This window comes from Elioraea tepida (assembly GCF_019203965.1).
GTDB classification, from domain to species: Bacteria; Pseudomonadota; Alphaproteobacteria; order Acetobacterales; family Acetobacteraceae; genus Elioraea_A; species Elioraea_A tepida.
On record NZ_CP076448.1, the window covers coordinates 3,103,093 to 3,117,370 of the forward strand.

Sequence of the window (14,278 nt, forward strand, 5' to 3'; positions counted from 1 at the left end):
AGGAGCATGCCGGGCGAGGAGGAGGAGACCCCCCGAAAGAGACCGCGGTTCGACCCGCTCCCGCTCGAGGGGATGAGCCGCGAGGAGATGGAGGCCTACATCGCCGCGCTCGAGGTCGAGATCGCGCGCGTGAAGGCGACCATCGCCGCCCGCGAGAGCCATCGCGGAGCGGCCGAGGCCCTGTTCCGAAAGACCGCAGGTCTTGACTAAGGGAACAAAAACAAAACTCTGATCTTGCATAATCTTTTGACGGAGGCCTCCCGCGTCGGAGGCCGCGCCGTACGGCCGGGGAGGCAGGCTTGGACGCGCCACATCCGCTCATCACGACCATCGGCCTCGGCCTGCTCTACGCGCTTGTGTGCGGCACGCTGGCCGCACTGGCTCGGCTGCCGCCGATCGTCGGCTACCTGCTCGCGGGCATCCTGCTCGGGCCGCACACACCAGGCGTCGTGGGTGACCCTCGGACGGCGCAGGAGCTTGCCGAGCTCGGCGTGATCCTCCTGATGTTCGGTGTCGGCCTGCATTTCTCCCCGGCTGAGCTCCTTTCGGTTCGGCGCGTCGCGCTGCCCGGAGCGGTCACGCAGATGGCGGTTGCCACCGCGCTTGGGGCCTTGCTCGCACGGCAGTGGGACTATTCCTGGGTCGAGGCGCTGCTGTTCGGCGTCTCGCTGTCGGTCGCCTCGACGGTGGTTCTGCTCCGCGCTCTCGCCGAGCGGGATGCGACCGGCACCCCCGCCGGGAGGATCGCCGTCGGATGGCTCGTGGTCGAGGATCTCGCCGTCCTCCTCGTGCTCGTGATGCTGCCCGCGCTTGCGGGGCTGTTCGGCGGCGCCACGTCCGGGCTCGCTGCGCGGATGCCGGGGGAGAACCCGCTCGTCACCGTCGCCATCGCCTTCGGAAAGGTGGTGCTGTTCATCGCACTTGCCGTGCCGCTCGGGCGTCGCGTCATCCCGTGGGCGCTCGTGATGATCGCGCATCTGCGCTCGCGCGAGTTGTTCACCCTGGCCACGCTCGCCTTCTCGATCGGCATCGCCTTCGCTGCGGCGAAGATCTTCGGCGTGTCCTTCGCTCTCGGCGCCTTCTTCGCCGGCATGGTGATGCACGGCTCCGGGATGGCCGCGCGCGCGGCAGAGCAGAGCCTTCCCTTCCGCGATGCCTTTGCGGTGCTGTTCTTCGTCTCGGTCGGCATGCTGTTCGACCCGGCGGTGCTCGTCCACCGGCCGGGAGCAGTGCTGGCGACCCTTGCCGTGGTCGTGCTCGGCAAGGCCCTCGCCGCGGCAACGATCATGCTGATCCTCCGCCAGGGCTTCGCCGCGACCGCGACCGTCACGGCCGCGCTCGCGCAGATCGGCGAGTTCAGCCTGGTGCTCGCCGAGCAGGGGATCGGGCTTGGGCTTCTGCCGGCCGAGGCGCGCGACCCGATCCTCGCCACTGTCGTCGGGTCGATCGCGCTCAACCCCGGCGTGTTCTGGCTCTCGCGGCGGGCGATCGGGGCGTGGGAGACGAGGACTGGGGCAAGCGAAAAGGCCGGGTCAGCGGCCTGACCCGGCCCGCATCACACCCGCTCGGAGACGCCGCGATCAGGCGGCCTTCGAGGCGGTCGTCTCGATGACCTTCGGGCTGCCGGTGCTGATCGGGATCTGCCGCGGCTTCAGGCTCTCGGGCACAACCCGCTTGAGAGCGATGTGCAGAAGCCCGTTCTCGAGGGTCGCCCCGTCAACCACGATATGATCGGCGAGCTCGAAGCGCCGCTCGAACGCCCGCCGCGCGATGCCGCGATGCAGATACTGCCGCGGCGTCTCGTCCTTCGGCGCCCGGCCGGAGATAACGAGGGCGGACTGCTTCTGCGTGATCTCGAGATCGGACTCCGAGAAGCCTGCGACCGCCATCGTCAGGCGATAGTCGTCGTCGGACAGCTTCTCGATGTTGTAGGGCGGGTAGGACGTCGCCTCGGCGGACGCGAGCGTTGCATCCATCAGGCGCGACAGGCGGTCGAAGCCGATCGTCGAACGGAAAAGGGGAGAGAAGTCGAAGGTGGTCATTGGTCGGTCCTCCTGGTTCCAGCAAGGTCCGTCGGTCGGCGCAGTGCCGAGGGTCGGCCAAAGCCCGACCACGGGTGTCGCCGGCCCCGAAGGCACCGGCGACACCTTCGATTTGGGATCGCGGCAAGGCTGCTTCAAGAGGGGCAGGGCGAGGCCGAACCCCGCACCGTGCCCCAGGGCACAGCATCTCGCCGACGCCCGCGCCTCGCGAGCCGGGCCGAACGCGCGGCGCGACGTCCCTGATCGACGGCGAGGGGCGCAAGGCCTCCTCCGTCGCGGGACGGGGCCGAGGCCTACTTCTTCTTCTTGGCCGGGGCGGCGCCCTTCGCCGGAGCCGCGGCGGCCTTTGGCGCCGTGCCCTTGTTGATCGAGGCGGCCGGCTTGATGTTCATCTTCGACATGTCGACGGCGAAGCGCTTGGAGAACTTCGCCACTTGCCCTGCGGTGTCCACCACCATGCGCTGCTGGCCGGTCCAGGCCGGATGGGACTTCGGGTCGATGTCGAGCCGAAGCGTGTCGCCCGGCTTGCCGTAGCACGAGCGTGTGGTGAAGCTCGTGCCGTCCGTCATGATGACGGTGATCTCGTGGTAGTCGGGGTGGATGCCCTGCTTCATGGCGACCTTCCAGGCGCTTTGCCGCGCCGATGCCGACCGGCGCGCGAGCTCGGCGTGGTAGCGGAACTCGCCGTCGGGCGCAACGGGCGTCACTGCCGCGCCGGCAGCGTGGTCAGCACCACCCCGCCGAGCACGAGCGCCGAGCCGATGGCGAAGGCAAGCCCGACGCCATCGCCGAACATGAGCGAGGAGGCGGCAACACCCACGAGCGGCTGGAAATACTGCGCCCCCGCCGCGACACGCGCCGGCACCGTGCGCAGGAGCCGAAGCCAGAGCCACAGCCCGCCCGCGCTCACGAGCACGCCGAGATAGAGAATGACCGCGATCCCGACCGGCCCCGGCCAGCGCGGCGCGGCCGCAAGCTCCCAGGCAGCGGGAGGAACGAGAAGCACCGCCCCGGCCAGCGAGCTCCAGGCCGAGACGACGGCCGGCCCGTGCGCCGCCGCGACCTCCGCCATCAGCACATAGGACAGCGCGACGGCGACGGCGGAGACGAGCATGAGCGCCTCCCCGGCGAGGCCGCTGCGTTCCGGCCCCGGCCCGCCGCCCGCCACCAGCGCCACACTGACGATCGCAAGAACGAGGCCGAGGAGGTGCACCGCGCGGATTCGCTGCCGCAGGCGCAGCACCGCGAAGACGACCACGAGCAGCGGGATCAGCGCCGAGATGATGGTGGCGACCGAGGCGGAGGCGCGTTCGACGCCGAGCGCCTGCGCCACCTGGCCCGCCCTGATGCCGAGGGCACCGAGCGTCGCCATGTGGAGGAGGGCGCGCGGCGGCGGCAGGCGCCGGCCGACCAGCACGGGCGCGAAGCATGGCACAGCGGCGGCGTAGCGGAGCGCCGTCAGCGTAAGCGGCCCGGTCTCGGCGAGGCCGAGCTTGGTCAGGGGGATCGACAGCCCCCAGATGACGACGAGGAGGATCAGCCGCCGATGGCGCGGAGCGGCACCCCCGTGCCATGGCCGGTGGCCTCTGCGCCCGGGTCAGGCATCGTTGAGGAGAAGGCGTCGGCCCGGGGGAGGAGCGCCGCCCCGCCGCGCCGCTCACACGAGGTTCGCCCGCTCGTATTGCACCGGCCAGTCGATCTCCGCCCCCAGAGCCTTCGCCGCGCGAAGCGGCCAGGCAGGGTCAGCGAGCATCGCGCGCCCGATCAGGACGATGTCGGCTCGGCCGTTCGCCAGGATCTCTGCGGCGTGGTCGGGACATGAGATCAACCCCACCGCTCCGGTCGCGATCCCGGCGGCACGAACCGCCTCCGAATAGGGAACCTGGTAGCCGGGATGGGCGGAGGGAGGGCGCGCGTCCGGCGTGATTCCGCCCGAGGAGCAATCGACGAGGTCGACATCGCCGCGTGCGGCGAGCCAGCGCGCGATCGTCACCGTGTCGTCGATCGTGAGGCCGCCCGAAAGATGGTCGACGCAGGAGAGGCGGACGAACAGCGGAAGCTCTTCCGGCCACTCGGCGCGCACCGCATCGATCACCTCCATCAAGAGGCGCGCGCGCGCCCGGAGGTGGCCGCCGTAGGAGTCCGAGCGGGTGTTGGCGACCGGGGAAAGGAAGGAGTGGATCAGGTAGCCGTGCGCGCCGTGGATTTCGAGGAGACGGAACCCGGCGTCGCGCGCCCGGCGCGCCGCCCTGCCGAAGGCCTCGACGGCGGCGGCGACTCCGCCCGGGTCGAGCGGAACGGGCGGCGTGTGGCCAGGCGCGAAGGGCTCGTCCGTCGGCCCTACCGGAACCCAGCCCTCCGGCGCTTCCGGCGGGATCGGCTTCGTTCCCTCCCATGGCCGGGTCACGGACGCCTTGCGCCCGGCATGGGCGAGCTGGATCCCCGGGACCGCGCCCATCCGAGCGATCATTGCGGCAAGGCGGGCGAGCGCCTCCGTGTGCGCGTCCGACCAGATGCCGAGGCAGCCGGGCGTGATCCGCGCGTGCGGCGCGACATGGGTCGCCTCCGTGATGACGATGCCCGCCCCGCCTGCCGCGCGCGCGCCGAGATGCTGCAGGTGCCAGTCGTTCGGCAGGCCGTCCTCGGCGGAGTACTGGCACATCGGCGAGAGCGCGATCCGGTTCCGCGCGGTGACGGACCGGAAGCTGATCGGCTGGAACAGAAGCGGGCGCTTGTCGCGCACGAGCACGCGTCGGTCGGTCTCTCGCATCGGGGCCTCGGCGGGTGAGGGGAAGGCGAGCGTCGCGGCTCAGGCGCTGCGGCGCAAGCGGGGCGGGGTGGTCGCCGAGACCGCGTGCGGTCAGAGGGAGGTGGGCCGAACCTCGCCGCGCTCGATCAGGAACGCGCTGTCGACCATCGGCTTGAGCAGATCGGGGTTGCTCTCGCTGATCAGCACGGCAAGCCCAGGCTCCGCCTCGCGCAGCCTCAGAAGCGCCTCGCCGTAGCGTTTCGCGAGCGCTGGGGCGAGGCCCTGGAACGGTTCGTCAAGCAGGACGAGTTTGGTGCCGACCATCAGCGCGCGCCCGAGCGCGACCATCTTGCCCTGCCCGCCGGAGAGGCCGCCGGCGCGCCGGACGGCGAGATCCCTCAGCTCGGGAAGGATGGCGTAAGCCTTCTCGAGCCGGCGCGCGATCTCGGCCTCAGGCAGCTTCAGCACCTCGGCGGGAAGGCGCAGGTTCTGCTCCACGGTGAAGGTCGGGAACAGCCTCCGCTCCTCCGGCGCATAGCCGATGCCGAGGGCGGTGCGCTTGTGCGCGGGCACCTCGGCGAGGTTGGTGTCGGCGAAGCCGATCCGTCCGGCGGTGAGCGGAACGAGGCCCATGATCGCGCGTAAGGTGGTGGTCTTGCCCGCGCCGTTTCGGCCGACGAGGGCGACGCGCGCGCCCGCGTCGATCCTGAGCGAAACCCCGCGCAGCACCCGCGTGCCGGCGATCGCGACGTCGACACCGTCAAGCGCGAGCATCGCCGCCCCCAGGGCCCGTGGCGTGCTTCACCTCGACGCCGATCACCTCGCGCAGCACCGCCGCATCGTTCAGCACCTGCGCCGGCGGGCCGGAGGCGAGGATCCGCCCCTGGCTCCACACCGCTACGCGGTCGGCATAGCGCTCGACCACCTCCATGTCGTGCTCGACGAACACGGCGGTCACACCGCGGGCGCGCAGGGCGGCGACCAGCGTGTCCATGATGGCGAACTTCTCCGCGCTTGCGACTCCCGACGTCGGCTCGTCCATCAGGAGAACGCGCGGTTCCAGCGCCATCGCCATCGCGATGTCGGTGAGCTTGCGCGCCCCCTCGTTGAGTTCAGTGGCCCGCGCGGTGGCGACGTCGCGCAGCCCGAACCGGTCAAGGATCGCCATCGCCGCTGCCGTGGTCGGCCCATCGAGCAGCGGGCGGAAGCCATGCCAGAAGCCCCGATGCGCGGCGACCTTGAGGGCCACGTTCTCGATCACGGTGTGTTCGGTGAAGAGCTGCGGGATCTGGAAGCTGCGGGCGATTCCGCGCCGAACGATCTCCCGCGGCGCAAGCCCGGTGATCGTCGCCCCGTCAAAGGTGATGGTTCCGGCCTGCGGGTGCAGATAGCCGGTCGTCATGTTGATGAAGGTCGTCTTGCCTGCGCCGTTCGGCCCGATGATGGCGACGATCTCGCCCTCGGCGATGTCGAGGTCGATTCCGTCGGCCGCCTTGACGCCGCCAAAGGCGATCTTGAGCCCGCGCGCCGACAGAAGCGGCGCGCTCATGGCCGCGCGCCCCGGCGTGACACGAGATCCTCGTAGAGCCCCCAGAGACCGCGCGAGGCGAACAGGATGATGCCGAGCAGCACGGCACCGAGGATCATCTGCCACGCATCGGGGAAGGCGGCGGAGGCATAGACGCGCACGAGCTCGAACACGATCGCGCCCAGGAACGGCCCGAGCACGGAACCACCGCCGCCAAGGATGGCGATGAAGACGAGCTCACCCGAATGCGTCCAGTAGGCGAGCAGCGGCGTCACATGCAGGGTGGTCACGGCGATGATGCCGCCGGCGAGGCCGGCGAGCGCTGCCGAGGCGACGTAGGCGATGAGCAGAACGCGCCGCGCCGAGATCCCGGCGAACTCGAGCCGTGTTTCGCGCGTCTTGATCGCGGGCAGGGCCTGGCCGAGCGGCGAGGCGAGGAAGACGCGGGCGAGCGCGCCGAGGCCGAGCGACAGCGCGAGAACGAGCGCGAGCATCACCCACTCGTAGGGCACGCGGTCGAGCAGAATGCCCGCAAAGCTCGGCCGATCGACGCGGATGCCGTCTGTGCCGTGGGTGTAGGTGTAGAGCTTCTCGAGCAGGGAGTAGAACACCATGCTGAAGGCGAGGTTCAGCATGCCGAAGAAGATGTCGCGGTAGCGGGCGACGAACAGACCGACGAGGAACCCCACCGCGGTCGCGGAAGCGACGGCGAGGGGCAGCAGAACGAGAAGCTCACCGATGCCGGGTCGTGCGAAGGCAACCGTATAGGCGCCGACGGCCACATAGAGCGCATGCCCGAAGCTCACCTGGCCCGCGCGGAGCAGGAGCAGGATGCCGAGCACCGCGAGCCCCTTCGCGAGCGCGATGGTGAAGACGAACTTCAGCCACGGCGCCGCGGCCGCAAGCCCGACAACAAGCGCGACGCCGGCAGCGGCGGGAAGGGCGAGGCGAGGTTCCATCTAGACGCGCCGCAGCTCGGGCGAGCCGAAGATTCCGTAGGGGCGGACGAGCAGCACCACCACCATGATGATGTAGGGGATCACCACCTCGAACTCGGGCGCGAAATAGACGGCGACCGACCGCCCGAGCCCGATCAGGAGCGCGGTGAGCGCCGCCCCCTCGATCTGGCCGAGCCCGGCGGTCGCCACCACCGCGAAGGAGAGCACGATCATGTTCACGCCGATGCCTGGAACGAGGCTCGTCGTCGGCGAGGCGAGAGCGCCGCCGAGGGCGGCGAGCATCGTACCGAAGGTGAACGTGAGGAGATACACACGCTGCGCATCGATCCCCATCGCGGTGGCCGCCTCGCGGTCATGCGTGACCGCGACGATGACGCGGCCCGTCAGTGTTCTTCTGAGGAACCACATGAGCCCGATGAGGGTGACTGCGGCTACGCCGGGAAGCAGGAACAGCTGATAGCGCGTATATACGATGTCGCCGACCTCGACGGGCCCGAGTGCCTTCACCGCCGCGTCCTGGAAGATCGGCTGCACGCCCCAGATCAGCTTCTGCACGTCCTCGAGGACCATGAAGAGGGCGAAGGTCACAAGCAGCTGGAGCACGTGGTCCTTCACATAGATCCGGCTGAGCAACAGCTTCTCGACGACCGGCCCGAGCGCGCCGCCAACGAGCACCGCGGCAAGGAGCAACACAGGGAGCGCGAGCGCCGGCGCCGCGGCCGTGGCGGCGGCAGCGGTGCCGAGGGTGGCCGCGACATAGGCGCCGATCGCGAAGAACGATCCGTGCGCGATGTTGAGCACGCGCAGCACGCCGAACACGAGCGTCAAGCCGACCGCCACCATGAAGACGAGGGCGGCGTAGGCGAGCCCGTCCAGGATCGCGAGCAGGAGAAGCAGCGTCATGCATCGACCGGGGAGGCAGCGAAGCCTCCCCGGCCCTCACCATCGGGGATCGCGGAGCCCCTCACGCGCGCCAGGCGATCGGCGCCGGCGCACGCCGAACGGCAGCGGGTGTGAGAAGCCGAACCCATTCGACTCCCTTCGTCCCGGTCGGGTTCATCACGAGCTCGGGCGGATAGAGGATCATCTGGTCGAGCACGGGGAAGGGATAGGAATCGACGTGGCGGGTGACGCCGACGAGCATCGGCTCGAGACCCTGGCCGTCGTCACGGATCTTCATCGTTCCGGTCAAGTGCCTGAATTCGAGCCCGCGCATCGTGTCCATCAGTTGTTCGCGCGAGGGCCAGCGCCCGCCATTCGCCGCGATCGCCTTCTCGTAGCCCGCCTTGAGCCCGTAGAGCGCCTGCGCCATGTGGAAGGTCGGGTAGATCGGGTAGAGGTTGAAGCGCCGGCGGTAGGCCTCGGTAAAGTTTTTAAGGAGCTCGGTGTCGCGGGCGGTGGGGTGCAGGAACCAGTGGTCGCCGCGGGCACCGACGATCACCCCGGGCGGCAGCGTCTTGCCCACACGTTCGAGCGAGCTCTCGGCGAGCGGCAGAACGAAGGTGGATCGCTCGAACAGCCGCCGCTCAGCCGCCTGGCGGATGAAGGTGTCGAGCTCGCCGCCCCAGGAAGTGGAGAAGATCACGTCCGGGCGGAGCGCCTGCAGCCGCGTGATTTCGGTCGAGAAGTCGGTAGCGCCGAAGCGGGGGAAGAGCTCGGCGACGACGCGAACGCCGGGCTTGATCGCGTCCATCGCTCCTTTCCAGATCGCCCAGGAGTCACGGCCCCAGGCATAGTCCTGGTTCACAACGGCGAGGGTGCTGAACTCGGGGCGAGCGCGCAGCAGGTAGAGCAGCGGGGCGACGATCTCGGGCACCGCATTCGCCTGGGTGCGCACGGCGTAACGGAAACTGTTCTCCTCGAAGATCCGCTGGGTGCCGCAGTCCCAAAGGATCGTCGGCAGGCGGAGCTGTTCCGCAAGCGGAGCCACCGCAAGGCAGGAGCCCGAGGAGATCGAGGCGAGCATCACATCAACGCCCTCGTTCTGGGCGAGGCGCCGGCATTCGCCGAGCAGGAAGTCCACGCCCGGGGCCTCGTCGATCACCACCGAGCGGATCGGCACGCCGCCGATTCCACCGGAGGCGTTCAGCTGCTCGATCAGGAGGTCGGCCGCATTGCGGCCTGGCACGCCGAACACGGAGGATGGGCCGGAGAGGAAGGTGGAGATGCCGAGGCGAAGTTCCGACGGCCGCTGCTGCGCGATGGCGTTGCGCGGCAGGATCGTCGGCGCGGCAAGGGTTGCGGCGGCGGCCGACAGAGCGGCGCGGCGTGTGAGGCGCATCTTGGCTTCTCCCGTTCGGCGTTGTGGTTGCGAAAGAGGTAGCCCGAAGCGGGCCGCGCGCCAAGGTCTTGCCGCGATGGTCGGGGCGGGGCTAGCTTCCGCCGCTCCAACGCGGGGGAGGAAACGATGCGTCTTCAGGGGAAGGTCGCCGTCGTGACGGGGGCGGCGTCAGGGTTCGGCGAGGGGATCGCGCGCGCCTATGTCGCGGAGGGTGCGCGCGTCGTCGTCGCCGACATCAACGAGGAGGGGGCACGGCGTGTTGCCGACTCGCTCGGCGCGGCAGCGGTCGCGATCGGCGGCGATGTCTCGAAGGGTCCCGACTGCGCCGCGATCGTCGACCGTGCCGTGAGTGCTTTCGGCGGGCTCGACATCGTCGTCAACAACGCCGGAACGACGCACCGGAACAAGCCGCTGCTCGAGGTCACCGAGGCCGAGTTCGACCGCGTCTATGCGGTGAATGTGAAGAGCATCTACTGGATGACGCAGGCCGCGGTGCCGGTGCTGCGCCAGCAGGGGCGCGGCGGGTCGATCATCAACATCGGCTCGACCGCTGGCATACGCCCGCGACCGGGGCTCACCTGGTACAACGGCTCCAAGGGGGCGGTGAACACGATCACCCTCTCGATGGCGCAGGAGCTCGCACGCGACAACATCCGCGTGAACTCGATCTGCCCGGTGATCGGCGCCACGGCCCTGCTCGAGGAGTTCATGGGCATGCCGGACACGCCGGAGAACCGCGCCCGGTTCCTCGCCACCATCCCGCTTGGGCGGATGAGCACGCCCGCCGACGTCGCGAACGCCGCCGTTTGGCTTGCCGATCCGGCCTCCTCCTTCATCACCGGGATCCTCCTGCCGGTGGACGGCGGCCGGACGGCCTGAACGGCGCTCACCTGGGGAAGCTGCGGCGCAGCAGCGCCTTTTCCGCCTCGAGCACCAGGAACACCACCGCGCCGAGGGCGGCCGTCATCGCGAGCGGTGCGGGACCGAGGCCCTCGGTCGAGAACAGGGCCTGCAGAGGCGGTGCCCAGACGAATAGCGCCTGCGAGGCGAACACGCCCGCGAGCGACACCCACACCGCCTTCGTGCCGAAGGCACGCTTCAGGGTAAGCGACGGTGCGCGCAGGAAGCGGACGGAGAAGAGATACCACGTCTCCATCGCGACGAGAGCGCAGACGGCGGTGGTGCGCGCCGCCTCAAGCGAGGCACCGGCCGAGAGCATCACGTGAAACGCGAAGGTGATTCCGGAAACGAACAGAACCGACACGAGCACGATCCGCCAGACGAGGAAGCGGTCGAGCAAACTCTCGTCGCGCGGCCGTGGCGGGCGTGCCATCACGTCTGGCTCCTCCGGCTCGAAGGCGAGGCTCATCGCGAGGATGGCGGAGGAGACCATGTTCACCCAGAGGATCTGCAGCGGCGTGATCGGCATGGTCACGCCGGCGAGGATGGCGGCAAGCACCGCAAGACACTCCCCGCCATTGACCGGCAACAGGAACAGGATCGCCTTGCGGAGATTGTCATAGATGTGCCGGCCTTCGCGCACGGCGGCGGCGATGGTGGCGAAATTGTCGTCGGCGAGCACCATCTCGGCTGCCTGGCGCGCCGCCTCGGTTCCCCCTCTTCCCATCGCCACGCCGATGTCGGCGCGCTTGAGCGCGACCGCGTCGTTCACCCCATCCCCCGTCATCGCCACGATATGGCCCCGCGCCTGCAGCGCCTCAACGAGCTCGAGCTTGCCAAGGGGAGAGACGCGCGCGAACACGTCGCAGCGCTCGGCGAGGGCGGGCCGGTCGCTCTCGGCGGCTGCCTCGAAGGCCTTGCCCTCGATCACCACAGGCGCCTCAGCGATGCCGACGGCGCGCGCGATCGCCGCCGCCGTTTCGGCGTGGTCGCCGGTGATCATCTTGACGCGTATCCCGGCCGCGCGACAGTCGGCGACGGCGGCAGCCGCCTCCGGTCGCGGCGGGTCGATCAGGCCGCAGAGCCCGAGGAACGTCATGTCCTGCGCCACGTCCTCGGCGTCGAGCGCGGCGGTGCGATGCGGGAGCGCGCGTTCGGCGAAGGCGATCACGCGCATGCCCTCGGCGGCGAGTGCCGCGACCGCCGCTCGCGCGTCCTCCGTCGCATCGACGCAGCGCGGCAGCACGACTTCCGGGGCGCCCTTCAGCACCGCAAGCGCCGTTCCCTCCGAATCATGGTGCAGGGTGGCCATGAACCGGTGCGCCGGGTCGAACGGGATCACGTCGCGCCGCGGCCAGGCCTCGCGCGCACCCTCCGCTCCGGCCTTGAAGCCGAAGGCGAGCAGCGCCCCCTCCATCGGGTCGCCGGCAACGGTCCAGCCCTCCGCGCCTTCCTCGAGAGCGGCATCGTTGCAGAGAACGGCGGCGCGGGCGAGCCGTGCGACGCGATCGGACAGGGCGAAGGTGACATCCTCGCCCGCTGCCGTCTCGATCGCCCCGCGCGGCGCATAGCCCTCTCCCGTCACGGTGTAGAGGCCATCGGGCGTGGCGAGAGCGCGCACGGTCATCGCGTTGGCCGTCAGCGTGCCGGTCTTGTCGGTGCAGATGACGTCGACGCTGCCCAGGGCCTCCACGGCGGGAAGCCGGCGGACGATCGCATTGCGCGCGGCCATGCGTTGCACGCCGATCGCAAGCGTCACGGTGAGGATGGCCGCCAATCCCTCGGGGATGGCAGCGACGAACAGAGCGACGGCGGCGAGGGCCATCTCCGCCACCGGAATGCCGACGACCCACACCCCCCAGGCGAAAGCCGCGAGCCCGACCGCCAGCATCACCACGGTCAGCTGTTTCGCGAACTCGCCCATGCGGCGGACGAGCGGCGTCGTCGGCGCCGCGGTTTCGCGCATCGCGCGCCCGATCCGCCCGACCTCGGTGTCGTCCCCGGTCGCGACCACGAGGCCGAGGCCTGCGCCCGCGGCGACGATCGTTCCGGCGAAGGCGAGCGAGGCGCGATCGGCGAGCGCGGCCTCGGCCGCGACGGGTTCAGTGTGCTTGGCCGACGGCACGGCCTCGCCGGTCAGCGCCGCCTCCTCGATGGTCAGAGCGCGCGCCTCGATCAGCCTCAGGTCCGCCGGCACACGGTCACCCGGCTCGAGCACCACGATGTCGCCGGGAACGATCTGCTCTGCCGGCACGGTGCGCCGGCGCCCCGCCCGAAGCACGGTCGCCGCCGGCGCGAGCATGCCCGAGATCGCGGCGAGCGCCCGCTCCGCCCTGCCCTCCTGGATGAAGCCGATCACGGCGTTGGCGACCACGACGAGCAGGATCACGGCCGCGTCCTTGAGGTCGCCCACGATGGTGGCGATCAGGGCGGCCGCGATCAGCACAAGGATCAGGAGGTTGGCGAACTGCGCCGCGAAGCGCGCGAGCGCGGTGCGCTGCGGCGCGCGGGTCAACGCGTTCGGGCCGAACCGGGCAAGACGCGCTTCCGCCTCCGCCGCCTCGAGCCCCGATCGCGTCGCCTGCAGGGCAGACAACGCCTCGGCCACGGTCAGTGCGTGCCACGCTGGGCGTGGCCCAGCGTCTCCCGGTCCCGACATCGGCTTCTCCTTCGCGCCCGACCGTGCTGCGGGCAGGTGGGCTCCGCCTTGCGGTCGATCAAACGATGCGGCGGCGGGACGTGACAAGCGCGCCCGGCCGCTTCATCATCGCGAGCGCGTGAAGCACAACGGATGGGGAGCGACGGGGATGGAGCTCGGAGCGGTGTTCCGGCGGGGCGTTCTGGCGGCTGCGGTCGGAACCGTGGCGTTGGCGCAAGGAGCGGCGGCGCAGACCTGGGAGATGGTCGCGGGCGCGCTCGGGGGCGGCTGGTACACGATGGCCACAGGCATGGCCGCCATCATCCAGGAGAACAATCCAGGCTTGACGATCCGCGTGGTGCCTGGCGGGGGCCTGGGCAATCCCACCCGGGTTCAGAACGGGGTGAGCCAGATCGGCTTCGGTCTCGACTTCCTCGTCTCCACGGCGGTGAAAGGCGGCGAGCCCTATCGCATGCCGCATGACCGGATCGCCCATATCGGCGTCGGCTACTCCCCGACCGAGCACCATATGCTCCGCCGAACCGATGGCGGGCCAACCGACATGAAGGCGATCCTGACCATGCCGGGCTTGCGCATCGGCGCGCCGCAGGGAACCTCCTCCGACACGCTGACGCTGATCTACATCCTCCGCCATCTCGGCACGAGCTTCGACCAGATCCGCGCCAATGGCGGGCGCGTGGTTCAGGGCAGCTACACCGATCTCGCCGCGGCCTATGCCGACGGACAGGTCGACTATCTCTATGTCGCGCTCGCCCGGCCCGCGGCCATGGTGAACGAGATCCAGCGCGGCCGACGCCCGGCGACGCTCGTTTCCTTCCCGCAGGACATCCGGGACCATCTCTCGAAGGAGTACGGATTCAGCCAGGGAACGATCCCGGCGGGCACCTATCCCGCGCCGATGCAGACGGGGGAGGTGCCGGTGACGACGATGGACACGGTGCTCGTGGTGTCGACGACGCTTCCCGAGGAGGCGGTGTACCGGATGGTCAGCACCATCATCCGGAACAAGGACAAGCTTCCGGCGATCCATCCCTCGATGGCGGCGTTCAACCCGGCCGTCGCGTGCAAGTATCCGGGCGCGCCCCTGCACCCTGGCGCGCGACGTGCGTTCGCCGAAGCGGGCTGCACGATGTGAGTTCCGGCGGGCGCGGCGCCCCCGC

13 protein-coding genes and 1 pseudogene are annotated in these 14,278 nt (G+C 70.1%); 4 read left to right on the forward strand and 10 right to left on the reverse strand.

The features are described from left to right. Positions 1 to 6: 6 nt before the first annotated feature. Positions 7 to 210 (forward strand): DUF1192 domain-containing protein, encoded by a 204-nt coding sequence (locus KO353_RS14915; RefSeq protein WP_218285566.1) that lies wholly within the window; start codon positions 7 to 9, stop codon positions 208 to 210. A gap of 89 nt (positions 211 to 299) precedes the next feature. Then, positions 300 to 1,544, forward strand: coding sequence for a cation:proton antiporter domain-containing protein (locus KO353_RS14920; RefSeq protein ID WP_218285567.1), 1,245 nt, complete (start codon positions 300 to 302; stop codon positions 1,542 to 1,544). Between the two features lie 36 nt (positions 1,545 to 1,580). Here KO353_RS14920 and KO353_RS14925 read toward each other — a convergent pair whose 3' ends face one another. From KO353_RS14925 to KO353_RS14965, 9 genes and pseudogenes are all read right to left on the reverse strand, one after another. Then, entirely contained in the window at positions 1,581 to 2,042 is a 462-nt protein-coding gene (locus tag KO353_RS14925; RefSeq protein ID WP_218285568.1) for an Hsp20 family protein, read from the reverse strand. Positions 2,043 to 2,449: 407 nt separating this feature from the next. Next, positions 2,450 to 2,656: pseudogene (gene rpmE, locus KO353_RS16560) on the reverse strand (50S ribosomal protein L31); the annotation flags it as partial. A gap of 89 nt (positions 2,657 to 2,745) precedes the next feature. Next, the gene (locus tag KO353_RS14935) at positions 2,746 to 3,582 is read right to left on the reverse strand and encodes a DMT family transporter (RefSeq protein WP_328774533.1); all 837 of its coding nucleotides are present in this window, start codon (positions 3,580 to 3,582) and stop codon (positions 2,746 to 2,748) included. 117 nt (positions 3,583 to 3,699) lie between these two features. Further along, positions 3,700 to 4,812: an NADH:flavin oxidoreductase/NADH oxidase gene (locus KO353_RS14940; protein ID WP_218285570.1), complete on the reverse strand. Its 1,113-nt coding sequence runs from the start codon at positions 4,810 to 4,812 to the stop codon at positions 3,700 to 3,702. 90 nt (positions 4,813 to 4,902) lie between these two features. Next, the gene (locus tag KO353_RS14945; RefSeq protein ID WP_218285571.1) at positions 4,903 to 5,565 is read right to left on the reverse strand and encodes an ABC transporter ATP-binding protein; all 663 of its coding nucleotides are present in this window, start codon (positions 5,563 to 5,565) and stop codon (positions 4,903 to 4,905) included. Next, positions 5,552 to 6,340 (reverse strand): ABC transporter ATP-binding protein, encoded by a 789-nt coding sequence (locus tag KO353_RS14950; protein ID WP_218285572.1) that lies wholly within the window; start codon positions 6,338 to 6,340, stop codon positions 5,552 to 5,554. Before KO353_RS14950 ends, KO353_RS14945 begins: the two co-directional genes overlap by 14 nt. Continuing rightward, the gene (locus KO353_RS14955) at positions 6,337 to 7,278 is read right to left on the reverse strand and encodes a branched-chain amino acid ABC transporter permease (protein WP_218285573.1); all 942 of its coding nucleotides are present in this window, start codon (positions 7,276 to 7,278) and stop codon (positions 6,337 to 6,339) included. The genes KO353_RS14950 and KO353_RS14955 overlap by 4 nt, the downstream gene beginning before the upstream one ends. Beyond that, the gene (locus KO353_RS14960; RefSeq protein WP_218285574.1) at positions 7,279 to 8,181 is read right to left on the reverse strand and encodes a branched-chain amino acid ABC transporter permease; all 903 of its coding nucleotides are present in this window, start codon (positions 8,179 to 8,181) and stop codon (positions 7,279 to 7,281) included. Between the two features lie 61 nt (positions 8,182 to 8,242). After that, complete coding sequence (locus KO353_RS14965) at positions 8,243 to 9,559, reverse strand: ABC transporter substrate-binding protein (RefSeq protein WP_218285575.1); 1,317 nt, start codon at positions 9,557 to 9,559, stop codon at positions 8,243 to 8,245. 126 nt (positions 9,560 to 9,685) lie between these two features. Here KO353_RS14965 and KO353_RS14970 point away from each other — a divergent pair, with 126 nt between their 5' ends. Continuing rightward, positions 9,686 to 10,438: a glucose 1-dehydrogenase gene (locus KO353_RS14970; protein ID WP_218285576.1), complete on the forward strand. Its 753-nt coding sequence runs from the start codon at positions 9,686 to 9,688 to the stop codon at positions 10,436 to 10,438. Between the two features lie 7 nt (positions 10,439 to 10,445). Here KO353_RS14970 and KO353_RS14975 read toward each other — a convergent pair whose 3' ends face one another. Then, complete coding sequence (locus KO353_RS14975) at positions 10,446 to 13,118, reverse strand: cation-translocating P-type ATPase (protein WP_218285577.1); 2,673 nt, start codon at positions 13,116 to 13,118, stop codon at positions 10,446 to 10,448. A gap of 148 nt (positions 13,119 to 13,266) precedes the next feature. Here KO353_RS14975 and KO353_RS14980 point away from each other — a divergent pair, with 148 nt between their 5' ends. After that, positions 13,267 to 14,253, forward strand: a complete 987-nt coding sequence (locus KO353_RS14980; RefSeq protein ID WP_218285578.1) for a TAXI family TRAP transporter solute-binding subunit — start codon at positions 13,267 to 13,269, stop codon at positions 14,251 to 14,253. Positions 14,254 to 14,278 lie beyond the last annotated feature (25 nt).

Bases quoted from the DNA above. Each gene is read 5' to 3' on its own strand.
- KO353_RS14940 (WP_218285570.1), bottom strand. From the start codon at position 4,812: ATGCGAGAGACCGACCGACGCGTGCTCGTGCGCGACAAGCGCCCGCTT.
- KO353_RS14965 (WP_218285575.1), bottom strand. From the start codon at position 9,559: ATGCGCCTCACACGCCGCGCCGCTCTGTCGGCCGCCGCCGCAACCCTT.
- KO353_RS14975 (WP_218285577.1), bottom strand. From the start codon at position 13,118: ATGTCGGGACCGGGAGACGCTGGGCCACGCCCAGCGTGGCACGCACTG.
- KO353_RS14970 (WP_218285576.1), top strand. From the start codon at position 9,686: ATGCGTCTTCAGGGGAAGGTCGCCGTCGTGACGGGGGCGGCGTCAGGG.
- KO353_RS14950 (WP_218285572.1), bottom strand. From the start codon at position 6,340: ATGAGCGCGCCGCTTCTGTCGGCGCGCGGGCTCAAGATCGCCTTTGGC.
- KO353_RS14945 (WP_218285571.1), bottom strand. From the start codon at position 5,565: ATGCTCGCGCTTGACGGTGTCGACGTCGCGATCGCCGGCACGCGGGTG.
- KO353_RS14955 (WP_218285573.1), bottom strand. From the start codon at position 7,278: ATGGAACCTCGCCTCGCCCTTCCCGCCGCTGCCGGCGTCGCGCTTGTT.
- KO353_RS14960 (WP_218285574.1), bottom strand. From the start codon at position 8,181: ATGACGCTGCTTCTCCTGCTCGCGATCCTGGACGGGCTCGCCTACGCC.
- KO353_RS14915 (WP_218285566.1), top strand. From the start codon at position 7: ATGCCGGGCGAGGAGGAGGAGACCCCCCGAAAGAGACCGCGGTTCGAC.
- KO353_RS14925 (WP_218285568.1), bottom strand. From the start codon at position 2,042: ATGACCACCTTCGACTTCTCTCCCCTTTTCCGTTCGACGATCGGCTTC.
- KO353_RS14980 (WP_218285578.1), top strand. From the start codon at position 13,267: ATGGAGCTCGGAGCGGTGTTCCGGCGGGGCGTTCTGGCGGCTGCGGTC.